The organism is Streptomyces sp. NPDC028907 (assembly GCF_055564995.1).
In genome coordinates, this window is the sequence record NZ_JBVHVE010000005.1 from 170,153 (window position 1) to 190,797 (window position 20,645).

Below are 20,645 nucleotides of genomic sequence, written 5' to 3' on the forward strand. Positions count from 1 at the left end.
GGCGCGAAAGGGGCGCTACGCGAGGGGCCGACGCGCGTACACCTCTATCTCGATCTTCATACGAGGGTCGGCGAGACCGCACATGAGCATCGTGGCGGCCGGCCGGACATCACCGAAGCGGCGGCGCAGGACCGGCCAGCAGGGCTCGAAGTCCTCGCGGTCGGGCAGCAGGTACCGCACCCGCACCACATCGGCGAAGGTGCACCCCGCCTCGGCCAGCGCCGCCTCGATATTGCGCAGGCACTGCTCCGCCTGCTCCCCCACGTCGTCGGAGATCGTCATCGTGCTGTAGTCGAACCCGGTCGTCCCGGACACATGCACCCAGTCGCCGTCGACCACGGCACGGGCATAGCCGATCTGCTCCTCGAAGGTCGAGCCGCTGAGGATCGCACGTCGCTCTGTCATGCGCCGCACGCTAAGTCGACCAGCGCTGATACGTCTAATACGGCAGGAGGCATGGCCTGATATCCCTAGGCGTATGGACCGACCGGAACTGCCCCTGCCACAGCTGCACGCCTTCGTCGTACTCGCCGAGGAACTCCACTTCGGCCACGCCGCCGCCCGCCTGGGCATCGCCCAGCCACCGCTGAGCCAGCAGATCCGACGCCTGGAGGACAAGGTCGGCCACGCCCTGTTCCACCGAGCACCAGGACGCGTCACGCTCACCCCGGCGGGCCGCGAACTGCTGCCCGCCGCCCGGCGCGCCCTCACCGACCTCACGGACGGCCTGGCCGCGGCCCGTGCCGTCGGCAGCGGCCGGGCCGGCAGCCTGCGCCTCGGCTTCGCCGCCTCCCTCGCCCTGACCGTGCTGCCCGGCCTGCTGCGCACCTTCCGGGGCCGGTTCCCCGGCGTACTCCTGGACATCCACGAGATGACCACCGCGCCGCAGATCGCCGCCCTGCACGACGGGACCATCGACGTCGGCCTCCTGCGCGAGCCCCCCGCCGACCAGCCGGAGCTCGGCTTCAGAACCGTACTCAGCGAGCCGTTCGTGGCCGTGCTGCCGTCCGCCCATCCGCTGGCCGCACAACGGACCGTACGGGTCGCGCAGTTGGCGGACTCGCCCTTCGTACTGCTGCCGCGTGCGGTCGGCCCGCGGCTGTACGACCGGATCACCGGCCTGTGCGCCGAAGCCGGCTTCACGCCGCGGACCGCCCAGCACGCCGTGGAGTGGCAGACCGTGTGCGCCCTGGTGGAGACCGGCCTCGGCGTCTCCCTGGCACCGGCGAGCATCCGCCGTATCCGCCTCAAAGGCGTCGCCTTCCGCAGGATCGAGCCCGGCGACGCCCGCACGCGCGTGGCCGTCGCCTGGCGCGAGGGCGACCCGAACCCGCTGGTCGCACACCTGCTGGCAGCGGTCAACCAGGATCGGCCGGACCGGCGCTAGCCGATGCCGGTCACCGCTCGGGAGGCCGGCCCGCGCCCTCGCGCCTTCGGCGAGGAGCCGCGGAGCGCAGGAGCCGGAACAGACGGGTGCGGTGCGGGACGCGGTGCCGGACGGTCTTCTCGAGCGCGTCGCAGTCCGCCCACGCGGCTTCGGCGGCCGCGCTGTCGGGTCTGCGGCCCGCGTACTCGACCTCGTTGACCAGGGTGGCCAGGTCCGGCAGCCGCCGGCCCACGGTGCCGCCCACCTGCCGCGCACCGAACGCGGCGATCTCCTGCGCCGTGTGCGCTCCCGTGGCGGGGAGGCCGATCTCCGTGAGGCGGTCCTCGATCTGCTGCCAGGCCCCGAGGACCCGGTGCCGTGCGTCCGGCCCGTTGCGCCGTCTGCTGCGCCGCTTGTACGGCAGCCACAGCGCGTACAGCACGTAGGCCGTGGCGAGCAGGAGCAGCGTGAGCGGGACGGTGAGCCACAGCGGCGGCATACCGGCGCCGGAGGCACCCCCGGCGGCGGGGGCCGCCTCGACGGGGGTGCGCGGGGGCGTCGACGGCGGCGTCGGCTTGGTGCTCTCCCGGTCCGCCTGCTGACGATCCTCGGGCTCCGCCGCCGACGCGGCGCCCGAGCCGCCCTGCGCGGCCTCGCCGGGCGTCGGCTGGAACGGCACCCAGCCGACCCCGGCGAACCTCACCTCCGGCCAGGCCAGCACGTCCCGTCCCCGTACCTGCCAGGTGCCCGAACCGGTCCGCGTACCCGGGCGGAAGCCCACGGCCACCCGGGTGGGCAGGCCCAGGGTGCGCGCCAGGACCGCGAACGAGGCGGCGAACTGCTCGGACGTGCCGCGCCCGCCGTCCGCCAGGAAGAACTCCAGGCTCCGGTAGGTGTGCCCGGGCAGCGCCCCCTGGTCGAGCCGGTAGGTCGCGCGCAGCCACTCGGCCAGGCGTACGGCCCGCTGGTAGGGGTGGGTGGCCCCCCGGGTGACCCGTTCGGCGATGGTCCTGAAGGACCGTACGGAAGGGATCGGTTGCCCGGCCGCGTCCACGGCCGGAAGGTTCACCCGGGCCGGGTCGTGCGCGGCGGCCGCGTACCGCAGCCGGTCGGCGTCGTACTCGGGGAGGCGGGAGGTCGCGGTGTAGGTGAAACCGCTCGGCACGGCCGTCCCCGTGGAGAGCATCCCGCTGTTCGGGTCGACGGACAGGGAGGTGCCCTCGGGCGTGGTCACGGACGAGGGCCGGTCGGCGGCGGGCAGCCAGATGCCGGGCAACGACTGTACGGTGACACGCTGTTCGAGTGTCCTGGTCCGCCCTGCCGCGTCCGGGTCGGTGCCCTTCTCCTCCGGGACCCGGCCACCGGTACGGGTCAGCCCGGCGCTGCTGGTCCACGTCGTCCCGTCGTACCGGTCGAGGACCGCCAGCCGGTAGTTGCCGGGGGCAGCACCCGAGGTCCGTACGGTGAATACCTCCTCGTCGCCGTTGCGCAGCCAGGCCGCGACCTGGTCCAACGGGCTGACGGACTGCGGCCGTTCGGTAGGCGGGGTGACCGTCTCCCGGAGGTCGTACGGGGAGCCGAGACCGGGAAGGTGCGGGCCCAGCAGCGCCGCGACACCGCCGAGCGCGGCCACGGCCGGCAGCCGGAGCGCCATGGCCCGCAGCGGAAGCCGGACCCGTGAACGCACCAGCACCAGCAGCGCGGCGGCACCGGCCAGCGCGCCCGCCGCCGGGTACGACGAGCCCGGGCCGTCCGCGCCGAGCACCAGCGGGAAACCGAAGGCGAGGACCGCGGGGAGGGCGGGGAGCAGCGGGGCGCGGGTCCGCAGGGCGAGTTCCGCGGCGACGGCGGTGGCCGCCCAGACGACGGCGTGCGGCAGCACCAGCAACTCCGGGTCGCCGGGCGCGGGCAGGATGGTGGAGAGCAGCGCGTGGGGTGCGTCGAGCAGCGCGGACCACGCGGCGCGCAGTGCGGCCGCGCCGGGCAGACCGTCGCTCACCTCGTGGAAGAGCGTCGCGCTGACGACGACGGCCCAGGCGACGACGGTCAGCAGCGCGGACGGCCACAGCGGCAGGGTGGGGCGGCTCGCGCGTCCCTCGCGGGTGGGGCGACGGCGCAGCAGGCCCGACAGCACCGCGGACAGAACGACCGGGGCCAGCACGGCCACCGCCAGCACCGGAAGCAGCTGGGACGGCGGGAACGCCCGGGCGAACCCGTACCCCGAGGCGGTGGACAGCGCGGCCACGGGCAGCAGCGACCACAGCCGTAGCGCCCGGTCCGGCTCCGGCTCAGGTCCTTTGGCGAGACCGCCGGTCCGTTCGGGTATGTCGCCCTGGAGCGACGGGACGGCCACCGGGGCCGTGGCACTCATCGCACGGCCTCCCGGCGCCATCCGGCGAGCAGTTCGTCCAGCGAGGCGACGCGCAACTGCGGTACGTCCGAGCCAGGGCCGGACCCGGATCCGTCGCGCGTGCTCCGCGCGTCGGCGCCGGCGCGCACCACCGTCACCCGGTCGAAGCGGCCCCGTACCCCGTCGACGGCGCCGAGCCCCCGGGTGTCGCCCGTGCCGGTGACGACGACCAGCGTGCCGTTGTTCCCCTGGCCGTTGCCCAGGCGGCCTTCGAATGCGGCGGCCATGGACGTCAGGTCCGAGCGGCGCACCACGGCCAGCGCGTCCAGCAGCGCCTCGCCGTCGTCGCCCGAGCCGTCGGTGTCCAGCAGCGGCCCCGCCTCGCCGACCAGGTGCACGGGAAAGTGGGAGCGGGCGGCCGCGTACGCGACGGAGGCCGCGCAGTCCACGGCCAGTTCGAAGTCGTCCTCCGAGACATGGGCACGACGACGGCCGTCGAGCACGAGCGTGGTGTGCGGGAGCGATACGTCGACCATCTGGCGGACCATCAGCGTGCCGGTGCGGGCTGTCGACCGCCAGTGGACCCGGCGCAGATCGTCGCCGAGCACGTACTCGCGCAGTGCGTGGAAGGTCAGCGAGCCGTCGTCGGCCGCGTCGGAGGCCGGTCCCTCCACATGGTGCGCCCGCCCCGACGGCAGCACGGGCAGCGGGCAGATCCGGGGCCGTACGAGCAGCGTGTCCTCGGCACCGTACGGGCGCATACGGCGGGCGAGCCCGAGCGGGTCGGTGCGTTCCAGCCGCAGCGGGCCCACCGGGACGGGGCCGCGACGGGCCGTGGGCAGCGCGTACCGCAGCTCGTGGGTCGCGCCCGGCCGCAGCGGCGGCACGTCGACGGGGATGTCCCGGTCACCGCACCGGTCGACGGCACGCAGGCCCCGTCGGGTGCGGCCCCCGGTGTTGGTGAGGACGACGACGCCCTCGGCGGGATCGCCCCGGCTGACCCGGCCCGGCGCGATCCGCCGCTCGGCGCCCAGCCAGGGCGCGGGCAGCGCCCACAGGACGGCGACCGCGACCGAGAGCAGACAGGTCGCGCCGAGCGCCGCGAGCTCGCCGTATCCGAACGCATAGCCGACGCCGGTCAGTACGGCGCCCCCGGCCAGCGTGCCCCACCCGGTGCCCGACAGCATCAGAGGCGTGCCCCGCTGTTCAACTCCACCGTGGCCAACACCTCTTCGATCACGTCCGCGCCGCTTCGGCCGCTCAGCTCGGCCTCCGGCGTGAGGATCAGCCGATGCGCGAGAACGGGTCCGGCCAGCGCCTTCACGTCCTCCGGGAACGCGTACGGCCGGGACTGCGAGGCCGCCCGCACCCGCACCGCGCGCAGCAGGGCGACGGAGCCGCGCGGCGAGGCGCCGAGGCGTACGTCGGGATGGGTACGGGTCGCCGTCACCACCCGCACGATGTAGTCGTACAGCGCGTCGGCCACCTGCGCCTCGGCCGCCGCCACCGCTATCAGTTCCGCGATCTCCTGTGCGGTGGCCACCGGGGTCAGCGAGTCGGGGTCGGCGCCCGTTTCCTTGAGCACCGCGACCTCGGAGGTGTGGTCGGGGTAGCCGACGGTGATCCGCATCAGGAAGCGGTCGAGCTGGGCTTCCGGCAGCGGGTAAGTGCCGCCCATGTCCACCGAGTTCTGTGTCGCCAGCACCATGAACGGGCGCGGCACCGGGTGCGTCGTGCCGTCCGCGGTGACCCGGCGCTCCTCCATCACCTCCAGCAGCGCCGACTGTGTCTTGGGGGAGGCCCGGTTGATCTCGTCGCCGAGCACGATGTTGGCGAAGACCGGGCCGGGGAGGAACTCGAACTCGCCGGTGTTCTGCCGGTAGACGGTGACGCCCGTGATGTCGGAGGGCAACAGGTCCGGTGTGAACTGCACCCGGGCGAAGTCGGCCTCGATGGAGGCGGCGAGGCAACGGGCGAGGGTGGTCTTGCCGGTGCCGGGGACGTCTTCTATGAGGAGGTGGCCTTCGGAGAAGAGGCAGGTCAGGGCGAGTTCGATGGTGTCGCGCTTGCCCTTGACGACGCGTTCTATGTTGTCGGCGAGGGTGTGGAAGAGGTGGGCGAAGCGCTCAGTGGCCTCGGTGGGGGGAGAGGTCATTCGCATTCCCAGATGTCGCGGTTGTAGCGGGCGTGCACGAAGAGGTCAGAGGTGTATCCGATGATGTCCTTGTTGGTGACGGGGCTGTGGAAGGTGTGGTAGGCCCAGACCTTGGTTACCTCATCGGGTTCGGGCTCCGGGTGGTCGTACGTGTGTTCCTCGCCTTCCGTCGTGCAGTGGACGGTGGTGACCAGGTCGTCTCGCCCGCCGGGCATCTCGCCCGGCCGACCGCTCCCGGTGGTGGTGGGTAGTGAGCGGATCCCGACGGAGACGTCGTTGGCGGAGTTGTTCACGATCTTCATCTGCTGAGAGGGCGGCGTCAGGTCGATCTCCCCGGACGCCGCCGTACCCGATCCGGCGGCGTTGCGCGCCACCACCGTCACCCTGGTGATGGTGCTGTTCCTCATGTTCCCGTACGTGTGACTGAGTTCGGTGGTCTCGGCTGTCCCGCCGGTCCCCTTGACCGTGTACGTCACCGAGCCACTGGCACCCTGCGGCCGCTGCCAGGTCACCGTACCGCCGTGCCCGCGTCGGGCCGGAGTGAAGTCGACGTTCTGCGGTGCCCCCGGCGCGATGCACGGCCGCGCGAACGCCGACGGCGCGGACTCTTCGTCGTGCCTTCCCCTGCCGTGCTCCGCCACCACCGTGAAGCTGTACTGCTCCTCACACGACCCGCCGCTGACCTCGAAGACGAACGGGCCGTCAGGCCCGACCGCGTCCGGGGTGACGGTCTGGTCCCGCGCCGCCCCCTTGAGGACATAGCGCTGCGGCGTCGCGCCCAGCGCCTCGGCGAAGGTGATGCGGATGGCGCCCGACCGCGACTCCGCCTGCGGTGCACCCGGAGCCCCGGGCTCGGGTGCCGGAGGTGTCGGCCCGGGCGACCCGGACGCCCCTGTGGACGGGCCACCGGAGGAACCGACGGAGGGCGCGCCCGACCCGGGAGCTGTTCCGCCCGGGACAGAGGCACTTGGTGGAACCTGCCCGACCGGGACGCCCGTCGGGACACCGTCCTCCACCGGCTCGTCCCCGGGTTTGCGCGCCGACGGGGCCTGTGTCCCGTACTTGCCGATCCGTCTGACCTCGCCGTCGGCGTCGATCACCGCGGCGGCGGCGCCGTCCGGGTCGTTCACCCACAACAGGCCGTCCTGTACGAAGAGTTCGAGCTCACCGGGCCCGTCGGTGATCGGTATCGGTTCGGCGAGCGCGGACGCCGACGTGTCGTACACCAGCAGCCTGCCGGTGGACTCGTCGGGCAGGTAGGCCCGCCCGCCGAGCAGTTGGGGCGCCCCCAGCGCATGGCCTTCCGTCGGTACGCGGACGCGCATGGTGTGCCTGCTGTGGACGTCCACCACGACCAGGTCCCCGGTACCGGCGGCCAGCAACGGCACCGCGGAGCCCTCGGTGCCCGCGGGCACCAGAACGTCCGCCGGGTCAGCCCCGGCGAACGCGCCGCCGAGATCGAAGGCGCCCCGCACACCCGTGACCGACAGCACCTTCGTCGACGCGGCGGTCCCGTCGGTCACCACGGGACGGCCGCCGGCCACGGTCAGCGTCAGAGCGTGGCCCGGGTCGGCGACCTGGACGGCGGCGCCCTTGATGCCCTCGACGAACGGCACCACCGTGCCGGACTCCGGCAGCGGCACCCACAGAGTGCCCTCCCCGTCCACCACGGCGGCTCCCGGCTTCCCGCCCAACTGCACGGCCGGGTTCTCGGCCGTCGTCAGCGCCGGGTCGATCCGCTGGACGGTGCCCCGCGCGGGGTCGACGACATACGCGTACGCACCGCCGGAGACGAGCTGAAGCCCCGCCGCACCGTAGTCAGCCGACTGCGCGGCGGTGAGCTGCGCGGCGTCGATCCTGGTGACCCGGCCGGTCCGTTCGTCCAGCACCAGCGTGGTCCGGCCGTCCTGCGCGACCGAGACCGGGTGGCCCGCCGTCCCGGCCGGCAGCGCGGCCTTGCCGTCCACCTCGCCGGTCAGCCCGTGCGCGTGTACGACCTCGCCCTTCGCGCTACTGGCCAGCCAGGCACCGACATCCGCGAGCTTCGGCCGGGTGCCGGAGGCGCCGGCCCCGACGACGAGCGAGGTGCCGATGAGCGTGCCGGCCGCGCAGACCGCCAGGTAGCCGGTGACATGGTTGCCGGTCGGGCGCAGTTTGGCGCGGACGGCGGCGATCACTGCCGTGCCACGTGAGCCTGGCCTACTGGTCTTCCTCGGCATCCTTGCTCGCTCCCCCATGCCGATAGCCAACGCTGCGTGGTCGAAGGTTAGTTGACGGAACGCAGAGGTGTCAGCGGCAACACACGCCACTCGGCCGCCGTTTCGTGGGAGCGGCGGCCGAGTGATCAGGTGAGGTGGCTCAGCAGTTGGCGACCCACTTGTGGGACGCGATGTTGTCGTTCAGGGACTGGCCGTTGCCGCCCTCGGTGCCTCCGTTGTTCGGGAAGCGGTAGTGGACGATGTTCTCCAGGTACCTGCCCCTGTCGAGGCAGAAGTGGGCGCCTGTCTGGCCGGGGCCGTAGTAGAGCCAGACGTCGTGCGTCTTGCCGTTGTTGAAGACGGAACTCGCCTCGTTGCGCATGCCGTTGCAGTCGTCCCAGTTGGAGGCGGGTCCCTCCCACTTGCAGTGCAGGCCGCCCTTCTTCTGGTGCTCCCACACGTGGAGGAAGCCGTCCGGGGCCGCCTGGACCCGCGTCGACGGCGCGGCGGCCGGTGTCGAATACCACTCGGGGTTCGCATGCGCGGCGCCGGGCAGCGCGGTCAGCGTCGCGGCGGCGAGCCCTACGGTTGCCAGCGCGGAGGCGATTTTGGTCCGCATGACGGTTTCTCCTTGGTCATGTTGTCGTGCCGGTCGTGGCCACGCCGACGCTGGCAGGGCGTTTCGGCGCCTGGCAACGGATCACTGCCCGATGGGATGCTGGGACGCGGAGACATGTGATGGCCTTGCACTTCAGTCGGCCCGCTGGGACACCGGTGGGACAGTGGGACGGCGCGGTACGACGGTGTGCGCCGAGGGGGAAGACCGAATGGGATCGCAGCCCGCGGAGTTCGACGAGTTCGCGGCCTGTCTACGGGCGCTCAAGGAACGGGCCGACCTCAGCTATGAGGCGCTGGCCCGCAGGACCCGCATAGGCAGGTCCACCCTGCACCGGTACTGCTCCGGGTCGCACGTCCCGCAGGACTACGGGTCGGCCCATCGCTTCGCCACGGCCTGCGGGGCGTCACCGGAGGAACTGCGCCGATTACACCGGCTCTGGGCCCTGGCGGACGCCGCGCGCGAGCCCGACCGCGGCGTTGACGAGGATCCGGGGCCCGCTCCGGGGGCCGATCCAGACGTCGATCCGGCCGGGAACCACGGATCGGAGCCGGCCCCGGCCTCGGACCCGGCCCCAGAGCCGGCCCCAGACCCCGACCCGGTTTCGGACGCCCCACCCGCCCCCCGTCGGCCCTGGCACCCCACCAGGTCACCGGTCCTCGCGGTCCTCGCACTCGTCCTGGCGTTGGGAGCCACGGCATGGGGCATCACGGCCGTCTCCGGAACCGGATCCGGTGGCGGCACCGCCGCCGACGACGGACGCCCGCTGTTCTCGGCAAAGTGCGCCGGACCGGTGCGTCTGGGGCAGCGCGGTGCCTGCGTACGGGAAGTGCAGCGGCTGCTGGCCCGAGCAGGGGCAGAGATGGACGTCGACGGGGATTTCGGCCCGCAGACGCTGCGTAGGGTGACCGCCTTCCAGGCGCTGTCGCGGATCGACGCCGACGGGGTGGTCGGCGAGGAGACGAAGAAGGCGCTCTACGCCCCGAAGAGCCGGATGGACACCTGGCCGCCCGGGAAGGTGCGGCAGCGGGTCCGCAAGGTGTTCCGCGAAGTGCCGGACGACGCGGTCGCGTTCGCCGACTGCCAGTCGTTCCTCGATCCGTTCCACATCGTGCCGAACACCAACGGCACCCGGAACTGGGGAGTCTTCCAGATCTCGGATGCCGCGCTGCGGAAACTCGGCGGCACGCCGCGCGACGCGATGGACCCGGAGTGGAACATTCGGGCCGCCCACCGCCTGTGGAGCCGCACGAAGGGCTTCGGAGACTGGCCGCACTGCGACCGCGCGTCCTCGCCCGAGGCCGTCGGACCGGCCCTGGTGTCGACGGTGAACGGCCGGGCGTCGGGAAAGGACGGCTCCGCGCCCCCTTCGTCTCCCTCGGCACCCTCGTCCGCGAACACCGTCTGCCCGGTTCCGGGACAGCGCTTCAAGACGCCCCACCACGACCGCGTCTACCTGGTCGGCCCCGGCGATCGCCTGTACTACGTCCCCGACGCGATCGTCTACTTCAACCTGTGGGACGACTGGAACGGCGTCGCCGTCGTCAGCGACAGCGTCTTCGCGGACTGCGCGTGGGACGAGGCCCACGAGTTGGCCAACGGCCTCCTGGCCAGGGTGAGCGGCGGCTCGCTGACCTACATCTGGGACGCGTGGTACGGCTACCGCCTGATCGCGGACCGGACCGTCTTCGACAAGTACGGCTTCTCGGCGGCGAAGATCCAGACACGGCCCTCCCTGTCCCCGATCAGCGGCGACAGCACGTGGCGGTAGGGCCCCTCGTTCGGCCGCCCCTCGTTGCTCATGGAGGGCCGTCGGCCTCACGCGTGCCCGCGAAGCGCCTTGTGGGCGCCGTAGGCCTCGATGAAACCCTGGATCGCCTCGAGATCGTTGGCGAAGCCGGCGGACCGCCACTTCGCCTTGCTGCCGTCGAGGTAGCGCAGGTCGACCCAGGTGGAGACGGCCGCCGACGAATTGGAACTGGCCACTCGGATCCGCATGCCGGCCAGATCCTGGAAGGCGACGACCGTCAGTGGCTTGCGTTCACTGACGTACTCGACGGCCCCGTCCGGCGTGATCACGAGCAGGGGGTCCGGATCGTCCGATGTCCCGCGGAAGAAACCGGACAGCTTGCCCCGCCTCCTGGTGAACACACGCCAGTCCGCGGGCACGGGGCCCCGGCGCGCCTGCCACAGGATCGTTCGCGGATCCGTCATGGCACCTCCGCGGGACAGGGGGACTCCGTCCAGGAGAAATTCTCCGCTCAGGGCCGGACGGACGCCACTCATGGGAAGTTCCCGCACCGACGCGTAACGTGAGGCCTCATGAAGATCCTGATCAGTGCCGACATGGAGGGCGCCACCGGCGTGACCTGGCCGGCCGACGTGCTGCCGGGGACGCCGCAGTGGGAGCGGTGCCGGGGGATGTTCACCTCGGACGTCAACGCCGCCGTGCTGGGGTTCTTCGACGGCGGCGCCGACGAGGTCGTCATCAACGAGGCGCACTGGACGATGCGCAATCTGCTGCTCGAACGGCTCGACGAGCGGGCGGAGATGATCACCGGCCGGCACAAGACGCTGTCCATGGTCGAGGGCGTGCAGCACGGCGACGTGGACGGCATCGCCTTCGTCGGCTACCACGCGGGCGCCGGCATGGAAGGAGTCCTCGCGCACACGTACCTCGCCAACTCCGTCACCGGGGTGTGGCTGAACGACGTACGGGCGAGCGAGGGCCTGCTGAACGCGCACGTCGTCGCCGAGTACGGCGTGCCCGTGGTGCTCGTCACCGGGGACGACGTGGCCTGCGAGGACGCGCTCGGGTACGCGCCCGAGGCGCTGAAGGTCGCCGTCAAGGACCATGTCTCGCGGTACGCCGCCGTGTGCCGTACGCCGGCCAGGACCGCCGCCGACATCCGCGCCGCGGCCAAGGAGGCGGCCGCGCTGGCGGTCCGCGGGACACCGGTGAGCGGCGGGCCGTTCACTGTGGCCCTGGAGTTCGACGCCGAGCACCTCGCGATGGCGGCCACCGTCGTCCCCGGCGTCGGACGTGTCGGCGAGCGAAAGGTGGCGTACACCAGCGAGCGCATGTACGAGGGAATCCGTACCTTCAAGGCGGTCACCACGATCGTCTCGGCCGCGGTGGAGGAGCAGTATGGCTGACCAGCAGGCACTCGACGAGGTCGTGACGTTCACCTCCGACCTCATCCGGATCGACACCACCAACCGGGGCGGCGGCGACTGCCAGGAGCGGCTCGCCGCCGAGTACGCCGCCGCGCGGCTCGCCGAGGCGGGCCTGGAGCCCACGATGCTGGAGCGCACCAAGGGCCGTACGAACGTCGTCGCCCGCTTCGAGGGCTCCGATCCCTCGGCGGAGGCGCTGCTCGTGCACGGGCATCTGGACGTGGTGCCCGCACAGGCGGCCGAGTGGAGCGTGCACCCCTTCTCCGGGGAGATCCGCGACGGCGTGGTCTGGGGCCGGGGCGCCGTCGACATGAAGAACATGGACGCGATGATCCTGGCGGTCGTCCGGTCCTGGGTCCGCCAGGGCGTACGCCCACGGCGTGACGTCGTGATCGCCTTCACCGCCGACGAGGAGGCGAGCGCCGAGGACGGCGCCGGATTCCTCGCCGACCAGCACGCGGGGCTCTTCGAGGGCTGTACCGAGGGTTTCAGCGAGTCCGGCGCCTTCACCTTCCATGACGGCAGCGGGCGGCAGCTCTACCCGATCGCGGCGGGGGAGCGCGGCACCGGCTGGGTCAAGCTCACCGCACGCGGGCGGGCAGCGCACGGCTCCCAGCCCAACCGGGAGAACGCGGTGACCCGCCTCGCCGCCGCCGTCACCCGCATCGGCGCCCACGAGTGGCCGCTGCGGCTGACCCCGACGGTCCGCGCCGCCCTCACCGAACTCGCCGCGCTGTACGGCCTGGAGGCCGACCTGGACGACGTGGACGGACTGCTGGAGAAGCTCGGTCCGGCGGCCGAGCTGGTCGAGGCGACCGTCCGCAACAGCGCCAACCCGACGATGCTGGAGGCGGGTTACAAGGTCAACGTGATCCCGGGGGAGGCCGTGGCCTACGTCGACGGCCGCTATCTCCCCGGCATGGAGGACGAGTTCCGTGCCACCCTCGACGCACTCACCGGGCCCGACGTGGACTGGGAGTTCCACCATCGCGAGGTGGCCCTCCAGTCGCCGGGAGCCCTCCAGTCGCCGGTGGACTCGCCGACGTACGCCAAGATGCGCGCCGCCGTCGAGGAGTTCGCGCCCGAGGGACATGTGGTGCCGTACTGCATGCCCGGCGGCACGGACGCCAAGCAGTTCTCCCGGCTCGGCATCATCGGCTACGGGTTCTCCCCGCTGAAGCTGCCGGAGGGCTACGACTACGGGGCGATGTTCCACGGCGTCGACGAGCGGGTGCCGGTCGAGGCGCTGCACTTCGGCGTGCGGGTCCTCGACCGCTTCCTGCGGACGGCCTAGGCGAGGTGGGGGAGACGGTGCGAACGCTGGCGTACGGTTCCTGGCCCTCGCCCATCGACGCGGCCCTCGCCGCCACGCACGACGGGCACCCCGAGTGGGTGGGCTTCGTCGGCGACGAGGCGTGGTGGACCGAACCACGGCCCACGGAGGGCGGCCGGCGCACGCTGGTGCGGCGCCGGGCCGACGGCACGGAGGAGTCCGTGCTGCCCGCCCCGTGGAACGTGCGCAGCAGGGTCGTCGAGTACGGCGGACAGCCCTGGGCGGGCGTCGAGGTCGACGGCCGGCCGCTCGTCGTGTTCGTCGATTTCGCCGATCAGCGGCTCTACCGGTACGAGGAGGGCGGCGAGCCGCGTCCGCTCACTCCCGTCTCGCCGGTGGGCGGCGGGCTGCGCTGGGCGGAGCCGCAGGTGCGGCTCGAACTCGGTGAAGTGTGGTGCGTGCTGGAGGAGTTCACCGGCGACGGGCCCACCGATGTGCGGCGCGTCCTGGCCGCCGTGCCGCTGGACGGCTCGGCTGCCCAGGACCGGGACGGCGTACGCGAGCTCACCGACGACCGGCACCGGTTCGTCACCGGGCCGCGGATCGCGCCGGACGGGCGACGGGTGGCCTGGCTCGCCTGGGACCATCCGCGCATGCCGTGGGACGGCACGGAACTTCTGGTCGCCGACGTCGGCGCCGACGGCACGCTCGGCGCCCCGCGCACCGTCGCCGGTGGCCCGGAGGAGTCGATCGCGCAGGTCGACTGGGCGCTCGACGGCCGGCTGCTGTACGTGAGCGACCGCGGCGGCTGGTGGAACCTCTACCGCGACGGCGTACCCCTGTGTCAGCGCGAGGAGGAGTTCGGCGGGCCGCTGTGGAAGCCGGGCCTGCGCTGGTTCGCCCCGCTGGCGGGCGGACTCGTCGCCGTCGTGCACGGCCGCGGGGCGACGGCCCTCGGGGTGCTGGACCCCGAGACCGGCGAGATCGTCGACGCGGCGGGCCCCTGGACGGAGTTCGAGGCCACGCTCGCGGTGCACGGCGAGCGCAGTGAGATGGGGGTCCCCCCGCCCGAAGGGTGGGGGAGGATCGTCGCCGTCGGCGCCAGTCCGCGCAGCGCGTACGAGGTGGTCGAACTCGACACCCGCACGGGACGCACCCGCGTCATCGGCGCCGAACACGACGACGCCGTCGACCCCGCCTACTACCCCGAACCGCAGATCCGCACCTTCACCGGCGCCGCCGGGCAGGACATCCACGCGCACATCTACCCGCCCCACAACCCCGGCTGCGTCGCCCCCGCCGACACCCCACCGCCGTTCGTGGTCTGGGCGCACGGCGGCCCCACCTCGCGGGCGCCCCTCGTCCTCGACCTGGCCATCGCCTACTTCACCTCACGCGGCATCGGCGTCGCCGAGGTCAACTACGGCGGCTCCACCGGGTACGGCCGGGCCTACCGCAACCGGCTGCGCGAGCAGTGGGGCGTGGTCGACGTCGAGGACTGCGCGGCCGTCGCGCTCGCCCTCGCCGACGAGGGCACCGCCGACCGGGACCGGCTCGCCATCCGCGGCGGCAGCGCGGGCGGCTGGACCGCGGCCGCGTCGCTCACCGCCACCGACGTCTACGCCTGCGGCACGATCCTCTACCCCATCCTCGACCTGGCCGGCTGGGGCACGGGGGAGACCCATGACTTCGAGTCCCGGTACCTGGAGTCGCTGGTCGGCCCTCTCGCCGAGGTCCCGGCGCGCTACGCCGAGCGCTCGCCCGCCGCGCACGCCGATCGGCTCGCCGTGCCGTTCCTGCTGCTCCAGGGCCTTGACGACGTGATCTGCCCGCCCACCCAGTGCGAGCGGTTCCTGGCCCGCATGGAGGGACGCCGGGTGCCGCACGCCTACATCGCCTTCGAGGGCGAGGGCCATGGATTCCGGCGGGCGGAGACGATGATCCGCGTCCTGGAGTCCGAACTATCCCTGTACGCCCAGGTCTTCGGGCTGAACCCGCCCGGGATCCCGACGCTGGAGCTCACCAAGTGACCGAGCCCGTACGGCCCCTGGTACGGCCGCAGCGCCTCGCCCCCGGCGCCCGCGTGGCCGTCGTCGCGCCCAGCGGACCCGTCTCCGAGGAGCGGCTGGAGGCCGGGCTCGACGTGCTGCGCGGCTGGGACCTCGACCCGGTGGTGACGCCCCATGTACTGGACCGGCACGGCGAGTTCGACTACCTGGCGGGGACGGACGCGGACCGCGCCGCCGATCTCCAGCGCGCCTGGTGCGATCCGTCCGTGGACGCCGTGCTGTGCGCCCGGGGCGGCTACGGGGCCCAGCGCATGGTCGACCTCCTCGACTGGGCGGCGATGCGGGCGGCCGGACCGAAGGTGTTCGTCGGGTTCAGCGACATCACGGTGCTGCACCAGGCCTTCGCCACCCGGCTGGACCTGGTCACCCTGCACGGACCCGCCGCGGCCGGCGTCGACTTCGTCAAGAACGCCCGGGCGCAGGAGCACCTGAAGGCCACGCTCTTCCATCCGGAGACGGTCCGCGTGATCCCCTCCCGCGGCACGGCCATGGTCCCCGGACGGGCCCGTGGCGTCACCCTCGGCGGCTGCCTCAGCATGCTCACCTCCGATCTCGGCACCCCGCACGCCCGGACCGGTGCGCGGGACGGGCTGGTTCTGCTGGAGGACATCGGCGAGCAGCCGTACCGCATCGACCGGATGCTGACCCAGCTCCTGCGCACGGGATGGCTCGACGGGGTCGCCGGGATCGCGCTCGGGTCCTGGGCGGGGTGCGGCCCCTACGACACGGTGCGTCCGGTCCTGCTGGACCGGCTCGGCGGCCTCGGTGTGCCGGTCGTCGAGGAGTTCGGCTTCGGGCACTGCGAGGACGCGCTGACGATCCCCTTCGGGGTGAGCGCGGAACTCGACTCCGATGCGGGGGAGTTGACCCTCGACGAGCCGGCCCTGCGCTGACGCTGTTCACTGAATCTCCGTCAAGAAACCCTCTTCCCGGTGATTGACCCCGTCTGACACGTGTCACACCATGACAACCGGCCAGTACTGACTGGTCGGTAAACAGGGCTGTCTCCAACGTGCCTCAGTGTGGAGGTCTTCGTGTCCCGACGTGCGCCCAGATCCCCAGGGCCTGCCGCCCCACTCGCTCTCGTGCTCGGCGCCACGCTCACCGCCCCCCTCGCGCTCACCGCCCCGGCCGCCGCCGCGAGTGGCCAGTTCACCGTCACCGCCCTGAAGTTCACCGTCCAGGCGGGTGACCGCACTTGCGCCGTCGACGCCGACCTGTACCGGCCCGCGGGCGTGGACAGCGCCCACCCCGCGCCCGCCGTCCTCGCCACCAACGGTTTCGGCGGCAGCAAGTCCGACGGTTCGACCGACGCCATCGGCAAGGCCTTCGCCCAGCGCGGCTATGTCTCCCTCGTCTACTCCGGGCTCGGCTTCGGCAAGTCGGGCTGTCTGATCTCCCTCGACGACCCCGCCATCGACGGCGTCGCCGCCGCACGGCTGATCGACTTCCTGGGCGGCGCACGCGCCGCCGACGACGGCACGAAGGTCGACTTCGTCACCCGCGACGCCCCCGGCGACCCCCGCGTCGGCATGGTCGGCGGCTCCTACGGCGGCGCCATCCAGCTCGCCACGGCCGCCGTCGACCGACGCCTCGACGCGCTGGTGCCGATGATCACCTGGAACGACCTGGCGTACTCCCTCGACCCGAACAACGCGCAACCCGGCGGCAGCGTGCCCGGCGCCTTCAAATGGCAGTGGGCCAACGGCTTCTACCTCATAGGCGAAGGCCAGCCCCTGCTCCAGCCGAGCCTCGACCCCTCCCGCATCAACTCCCTGCCCTGTCTGCACTTCGTCACCAAGGCCTGCGACACCGTCCGCACCCTCAACTCCGGCCGCTATCCGGCCAAGCAGACCGCCGAGCTCCTCGCGTACGCGCGCAGCGTCTCGCCGGTGACGTACCTGCACCGCGTCAAGGCACCGACCCTCCTCGTCCAGGGGCAGGCCGACAGCCTCTTCAACCTCAACGAGGCCACAGCGACGTACAAGACGCTCAAGGCCCAGGGGACGCCGACGAAGATGATCTGGCAGTCCTGGGGCCACAGCGGCGGCCTCACCGACCCGGCCGCCGGTGAACTCAACCTCGGCCAGGGCAACCTGGAGACCAGCTACGTCGGCCGGCGCATCCTCGCCTGGTTCGACCGCTACCTGGGCAGGAAGAACGTCGACACCGGTCCCGCCTTCGCCTACTACCGCGACTGGATCACCGACCCGAACGGCACCTACGCCACCGCCGACCGCGTCCCCGCGCCCAGCCGTACGCTCTACCTCTCCGGCGACGGCAAGCTCGTCGACAACCGCCGCAAGGTGGCCCGGGGCAGCCGCACGTACACCAACTGGCTCGTCCCCACCAGCCACTCCGAGAGTTCACTCGCCGCAGCCATGGGCATCCCGGACCCCGCGCCGTACGACACCCGGGGCACCTACCTCGGCTGGACCAGCGAGCCCCTCACCCGCACCACCGACGTCGTCGGCGCGCCCCGGGCCACGCTCAAGGTCCGCTCACCGAAGGCCGAGCGGACCCAGCACTCCGGGGACGCCGCCGACAAGCTCGTCCTCTTCGCCAAGCTGTACGACATCGCGCCCGACGGCACGAAGACGCTGGTGCACCGGCTCGTCGCACCGGTCCGCGTGCCCGACGTCACCAAGAGCTTCACCGTGACCCTGCCGGGGATCGTGCACCGGTACGAGAAGGGGCACCGGCTGCGGTTCGTGATCGCCGCGAGTGACGACGCGTACTTCGGGAACCGGGGGATCAAGCCGGTGACCGTGGTCAGCTCGCCCGAGGACACGGGGGTGATCCAGCTGCCGGTGATCGGCTGAGCCCCCGCCGGGTCGCTCACCGTGCGTGATCGCGCCGCGGGGAGCATCCTGGTCGTATGACCGCGAGGACGACGTCGCGGAGCGGCGGGAAGACGGGCGGGACGCAGAGCGGCCGGCGCGGGACGCTGACCCCCAAGGGGATCACCGTGCTGGTGCTGCTCGCGCTCGCCCTGGTCTTCATCTTCGAGAACACCCGCGAGACCGAGATCCGCCTGCTGGTGCCCCTGGTCACGATGCCGCTGTGGCTGGCACTGCTCGCCGTGGGGGTCATCGGCGCGCTGGTCGGGGCGTACTTCATGGGCCGGCGTCGATAGCGTGCGTCGTAGGCTTTCGCCATGCCGCACCCCGCGACCCGCTATCTGGCCGAAGGCCCCCGCGTGGGCATACGTCACTTCACCTACGAGGACAGCCGCGAGTTCACGGCGCGGGCCCGGGAGAGCAAGGACCTGCACCACCCGTGGCTCTTCCCGCCGGACGGTGCCGCGGCCTACGCCGCCTATGCCGGGCGGCTGATCGAGGATCCGGGCAAGGCGGGGTTCCTGGTCTGCGCGAAGGACGACGGTGGCGGCATCGCCGGGTACATCAACATCAACAACATCGTCCAGGGTGCCTTCCAGAGCGGCGCCCTCGGCTACGGCGCCTTCGCCCACGCGGCCGGGCGGGGCCTGATGCGCGAGGGCCTCGACCTGGTCGTGGGCCACGCCTTCGGGCCGATGCGGCTGCACCGGCTGGAGATCAACGTCCAGCCGGCCAACACCGCCTCGATCGCCCTCGCCCGCGCCTGCGGGTTCCGCCTGGAGGGCTTCTCGCCGGACATGCTCTTCATCGACGGCGCCTGGCGGGATCACGAGCGGTGGGCGATCACCGCCGAGATGCGGGCTTGAAGTTGATCTTCATGGTGTCGAGGTCCGTCACCGTCGACCTCAGCTCGCGAAAGCCGTAGCCCAGCTCGCGCAGGGCACTCTCCGCCCGGTCCTCGGCGATGGCACCGGCCATCTCCTCGCCGTCCGCCGCGTCGGAGACCACGACGTAGCGCATCGAGAAGTGCTTCAGCGGGGCCGGCTCGTAGGACAGCGACCCCTCCGGCGTGAACCGCATGCTCGTCATACCGTGCTCGGCGGCCTCGGCGAGCAGTCGTGCCCGGGCCTCGTCGGTGAGTGCGTCCCACGTGCCCCGGACGATCACCCGGTAGGTGTGCTGCTCGCTCATGCTCCCGTTCCCGTCGCTGTTCCTCTGAATTGGCGTTGAGCGCCGACTCTACGTCGACCAGGATGGAGCGCATGCGGAATATCGTCGTGCTCGACGCCCCCTCCAACCTGGGCCTGCGCCCGCCCGCCCTCGGCACCGTGCCCGGCTGCTACAAGCTGGCCGGCGCCCTGCGTGAGCAGCGGATCGTCCAGCGGCTGCGGGCGCTGGAGGGCGGGGTCGTGGTGCCGCCGAGATACGACCGGGGGGACTGGCGGGAGGGCGACGGCGTCTTCAACGCGGCCGCCCTCGCCTCCTACACCCGCAAACTCGCCGACCGCATCGAGCGCCATGTGCGCGCCGGGGACTTTCCGCTCGTCCTGGGCGGCGACTGCTCCATCAACCTGGGCGCCGCCCTCGCGCTGCGCCGTATCGGCCGGCACGGGCTGGCCGTCGTGGACGCCTCGCCCGACTTCCGGCATCCCGGCAACTCCGACCAGGTCGGCGCGGCGGGCGGCGAGGAGGTCGCCCTGGCCACCGGGCGCGGGCAGGAGGACCTGACGAACCTGGAAGGGCTCAGGCCCTATCTGCGGGACGAGGACGTGCGCTACTTCGGCATCCGTGACTGCTTCGAGGAGGACCGGGCCGAACTCGCCGATCTGAAGATCCCCGTGGTGACCGTCGGCGACCTGCGCGAATGGGGCGCCGAGTCGCTCTCGTCGGTCACCCGGCAGGCCTTCGAGATCCCGGAACTGGACGGCTTCTGGGTCCACTTGGACGCCGACGTCCTCGACCCGTCCGTCATGCCCGCCGTCGACAGCCCCGACCCGGACGGGCTCACCCCCGACGAACTCGTCGCGCTGCTGCGCCCCTTGCTGGCCTCCGCGCACTGTGTCGGGCTCAACGTCACGATCTATGACCCCGACCTGGACGCGGAGGGTACGGCCGGGGCGCTGCTGGCCGACATCGTCGTGGCGGCCCTCGATCAGCCCTGATCAGCCCTGACGGTCCACGTACTCGTAGATCGCCCCGTCCGGATGCATCGCGATCAGATTGCGGCCCACCGGTGTCGCCACCGGGCCCGCGATGACGTGCGCACCCAGCTCGGTGAGCACCTGGTGGGCCTCCTCGACGTCCTTGACCGCGATCGTCGCCGCGACCTTGCGCAGCACCTCCAGCTCGGCCTCCGGGCCGCTCATCAGCAGAAAGCAGCCGACCGCGGCCACCTGGACGCCACCGCGTTCGAAACGGAGCGCCTGGCCGCCCGCCAGCCGTTCGTAGAAGGGGACTGCCCTCTCCAGGTCGTCGACGCACACGCGAAGCGTGGTTCCCAGGATGTCCATGAGGACGAGCCTAGTTGGGGGCGCCCGGACGGGGAGATCGTTTCACGTGATCCCCTCACTCAGGTGGGTTGTCCCACGTGCCGGTATGGGC

General features: G+C 72.2%; 19 protein-coding genes and 1 pseudogene. 11 read left to right on the plus strand and 9 right to left on the minus strand.

Going from position 1 to position 20,645, the window contains the following annotated elements; translation table 11 throughout:
- Positions 1 to 15 precede the first annotated feature (15 nt).
- Positions 16 to 405, minus strand: coding sequence for a RidA family protein (locus tag ACZ4UU_RS16755; protein ID WP_468040509.1), 390 nt, complete (start codon positions 403 to 405; stop codon positions 16 to 18).
- 73 nt (positions 406 to 478) lie between these two features.
- On the opposite strand from ACZ4UU_RS16755, the gene ACZ4UU_RS16760 reads away from it, so the two are divergent.
- Positions 479 to 1,387, plus strand: coding sequence for a LysR family transcriptional regulator (locus ACZ4UU_RS16760; protein ID WP_468040511.1), 909 nt, complete (start codon positions 479 to 481; stop codon positions 1,385 to 1,387).
- Positions 1,388 to 1,397: 10 nt separating this feature from the next.
- On the opposite strand, the gene ACZ4UU_RS16765 is transcribed toward ACZ4UU_RS16760, so the two are convergent.
- From ACZ4UU_RS16765 to ACZ4UU_RS16785, 5 genes are all read right to left on the minus strand, one after another.
- A complete protein-coding gene (locus ACZ4UU_RS16765; protein WP_468040513.1) occupies positions 1,398 to 3,737 on the minus strand; it encodes a transglutaminase TgpA family protein in 2,340 nt (779 codons plus the stop codon).
- Positions 3,734 to 4,903, minus strand: a complete 1,170-nt coding sequence (locus ACZ4UU_RS16770; protein ID WP_468040515.1) for a DUF58 domain-containing protein — start codon at positions 4,901 to 4,903, stop codon at positions 3,734 to 3,736. Before ACZ4UU_RS16770 ends, ACZ4UU_RS16765 begins: the two co-directional genes overlap by 4 nt.
- A complete protein-coding gene (locus ACZ4UU_RS16775) occupies positions 4,903 to 5,871 on the minus strand; it encodes an AAA family ATPase (protein WP_468040517.1) in 969 nt (322 codons plus the stop codon). Before ACZ4UU_RS16775 ends, ACZ4UU_RS16770 begins: the two co-directional genes overlap by 1 nt.
- Entirely contained in the window at positions 5,868 to 8,048 is a 2,181-nt protein-coding gene (locus ACZ4UU_RS16780; RefSeq protein ID WP_468040519.1) for a hypothetical protein, read from the minus strand. The genes ACZ4UU_RS16775 and ACZ4UU_RS16780 overlap by 4 nt, the downstream gene beginning before the upstream one ends.
- A 181-nt stretch (positions 8,049 to 8,229) precedes the next feature.
- Complete coding sequence (locus ACZ4UU_RS16785; protein ID WP_468040521.1) at positions 8,230 to 8,688, minus strand: peptidase inhibitor family I36 protein; 459 nt, start codon at positions 8,686 to 8,688, stop codon at positions 8,230 to 8,232.
- A 208-nt stretch (positions 8,689 to 8,896) separates the two neighbouring features.
- Between ACZ4UU_RS16785 and ACZ4UU_RS16790 the strand changes: the two are divergent.
- Together ACZ4UU_RS16790 and ACZ4UU_RS16795 are read left to right on the plus strand one after the other, a co-directional pair.
- Positions 8,897 to 9,103, plus strand: a pseudogene (locus ACZ4UU_RS16790) (helix-turn-helix domain-containing protein); the annotation flags it as partial.
- Positions 9,104 to 9,370: 267 nt separating this feature from the next.
- Complete coding sequence (locus tag ACZ4UU_RS16795) at positions 9,371 to 10,456, plus strand: peptidoglycan-binding protein (protein ID WP_468041113.1); 1,086 nt, start codon at positions 9,371 to 9,373, stop codon at positions 10,454 to 10,456.
- Between the two features lie 47 nt (positions 10,457 to 10,503).
- Here the strand turns inward: ACZ4UU_RS16795 and ACZ4UU_RS16800 are convergent, their stop codons facing one another.
- Entirely contained in the window at positions 10,504 to 10,899 is a 396-nt protein-coding gene (locus ACZ4UU_RS16800) for a hypothetical protein (RefSeq protein WP_468040523.1), read from the minus strand.
- Positions 10,900 to 11,007: 108 nt separating this feature from the next.
- On the opposite strand from ACZ4UU_RS16800, the gene ACZ4UU_RS16805 reads away from it, so the two are divergent.
- From ACZ4UU_RS16805 to ACZ4UU_RS16835, 7 genes are all read left to right on the plus strand, one after another.
- A complete protein-coding gene (locus ACZ4UU_RS16805) occupies positions 11,008 to 11,841 on the plus strand; it encodes a M55 family metallopeptidase (protein WP_468040525.1) in 834 nt (277 codons plus the stop codon).
- Positions 11,834 to 13,156, plus strand: coding sequence for a M20/M25/M40 family metallo-hydrolase (locus ACZ4UU_RS16810; RefSeq protein WP_468040527.1), 1,323 nt, complete (start codon positions 11,834 to 11,836; stop codon positions 13,154 to 13,156). The genes ACZ4UU_RS16805 and ACZ4UU_RS16810 overlap by 8 nt, the downstream gene beginning before the upstream one ends.
- Before the next feature lie 17 nt (positions 13,157 to 13,173).
- Complete coding sequence (locus tag ACZ4UU_RS16815) at positions 13,174 to 15,165, plus strand: dipeptidyl-peptidase 5 (RefSeq protein ID WP_468040529.1); 1,992 nt, start codon at positions 13,174 to 13,176, stop codon at positions 15,163 to 15,165.
- Positions 15,162 to 16,097: a S66 peptidase family protein gene (locus ACZ4UU_RS16820; protein WP_468040530.1), complete on the plus strand. Its 936-nt coding sequence runs from the start codon at positions 15,162 to 15,164 to the stop codon at positions 16,095 to 16,097. Before ACZ4UU_RS16815 ends, ACZ4UU_RS16820 begins: the two co-directional genes overlap by 4 nt.
- Positions 16,098 to 16,226: 129 nt before the next feature.
- Positions 16,227 to 18,026 (plus strand): CocE/NonD family hydrolase, encoded by a 1,800-nt coding sequence (locus ACZ4UU_RS16825; protein WP_468040532.1) that lies wholly within the window; start codon positions 16,227 to 16,229, stop codon positions 18,024 to 18,026.
- Positions 18,027 to 18,082: 56 nt separating this feature from the next.
- Positions 18,083 to 18,340, plus strand: a complete 258-nt coding sequence (locus ACZ4UU_RS16830; RefSeq protein WP_468040534.1) for a LapA family protein — start codon at positions 18,083 to 18,085, stop codon at positions 18,338 to 18,340.
- 21 nt (positions 18,341 to 18,361) lie between these two features.
- The gene (locus tag ACZ4UU_RS16835; RefSeq protein WP_468040536.1) at positions 18,362 to 18,910 is read left to right on the plus strand and encodes a GNAT family N-acetyltransferase; all 549 of its coding nucleotides are present in this window, start codon (positions 18,362 to 18,364) and stop codon (positions 18,908 to 18,910) included.
- On the opposite strand, the gene ACZ4UU_RS16840 is transcribed toward ACZ4UU_RS16835, so the two are convergent.
- Positions 18,888 to 19,235: a DUF6204 family protein gene (locus tag ACZ4UU_RS16840; protein WP_468040538.1), complete on the minus strand. Its 348-nt coding sequence runs from the start codon at positions 19,233 to 19,235 to the stop codon at positions 18,888 to 18,890. The two genes, ACZ4UU_RS16835 and ACZ4UU_RS16840, sit on opposite strands and share 23 nt — an antisense overlap.
- 71 nt (positions 19,236 to 19,306) lie before the next feature.
- On the opposite strand from ACZ4UU_RS16840, the gene ACZ4UU_RS16845 reads away from it, so the two are divergent.
- Complete coding sequence (locus tag ACZ4UU_RS16845) at positions 19,307 to 20,206, plus strand: arginase family protein (RefSeq protein ID WP_468040540.1); 900 nt, start codon at positions 19,307 to 19,309, stop codon at positions 20,204 to 20,206.
- Here the strand turns inward: ACZ4UU_RS16845 and ACZ4UU_RS16850 are convergent, their stop codons facing one another.
- A complete protein-coding gene (locus ACZ4UU_RS16850) occupies positions 20,207 to 20,554 on the minus strand; it encodes a VOC family protein (protein WP_383449322.1) in 348 nt (115 codons plus the stop codon).
- Positions 20,555 to 20,645: the final 91 nt, after the last annotated feature.

Excerpts from the sequence above, each read along its gene's own strand:
- ACZ4UU_RS16765 (WP_468040513.1), bottom strand. The coding sequence starts at position 3,737 with ATGAGTGCCACGGCCCCGGTGGCCGTCCCGTCGCTCCAGGGCGACATA.
- ACZ4UU_RS16845 (WP_468040540.1), top strand. The coding sequence starts at position 19,307 with ATGCGGAATATCGTCGTGCTCGACGCCCCCTCCAACCTGGGCCTGCGC.
- ACZ4UU_RS16830 (WP_468040534.1), top strand. The coding sequence starts at position 18,083 with ATGACCGCGAGGACGACGTCGCGGAGCGGCGGGAAGACGGGCGGGACG.
- ACZ4UU_RS16775 (WP_468040517.1), bottom strand. The coding sequence starts at position 5,871 with ATGACCTCTCCCCCCACCGAGGCCACTGAGCGCTTCGCCCACCTCTTC.
- ACZ4UU_RS16805 (WP_468040525.1), top strand. The coding sequence starts at position 11,008 with ATGAAGATCCTGATCAGTGCCGACATGGAGGGCGCCACCGGCGTGACC.
- ACZ4UU_RS16755 (WP_468040509.1), bottom strand. The coding sequence starts at position 405 with ATGACAGAGCGACGTGCGATCCTCAGCGGCTCGACCTTCGAGGAGCAG.
- ACZ4UU_RS16850 (WP_383449322.1), bottom strand. The coding sequence starts at position 20,554 with ATGGACATCCTGGGAACCACGCTTCGCGTGTGCGTCGACGACCTGGAG.
- ACZ4UU_RS16840 (WP_468040538.1), bottom strand. The coding sequence starts at position 19,235 with ATGAGCGAGCAGCACACCTACCGGGTGATCGTCCGGGGCACGTGGGAC.
- ACZ4UU_RS16785 (WP_468040521.1), bottom strand. The coding sequence starts at position 8,688 with ATGCGGACCAAAATCGCCTCCGCGCTGGCAACCGTAGGGCTCGCCGCC.
- ACZ4UU_RS16770 (WP_468040515.1), bottom strand. The coding sequence starts at position 4,903 with ATGCTGTCGGGCACCGGGTGGGGCACGCTGGCCGGGGGCGCCGTACTG.
- ACZ4UU_RS16760 (WP_468040511.1), top strand. The coding sequence starts at position 479 with ATGGACCGACCGGAACTGCCCCTGCCACAGCTGCACGCCTTCGTCGTA.
- ACZ4UU_RS16810 (WP_468040527.1), top strand. The coding sequence starts at position 11,834 with ATGGCTGACCAGCAGGCACTCGACGAGGTCGTGACGTTCACCTCCGAC.
- ACZ4UU_RS16800 (WP_468040523.1), bottom strand. The coding sequence starts at position 10,899 with ATGACGGATCCGCGAACGATCCTGTGGCAGGCGCGCCGGGGCCCCGTG.
- ACZ4UU_RS16835 (WP_468040536.1), top strand. The coding sequence starts at position 18,362 with ATGCCGCACCCCGCGACCCGCTATCTGGCCGAAGGCCCCCGCGTGGGC.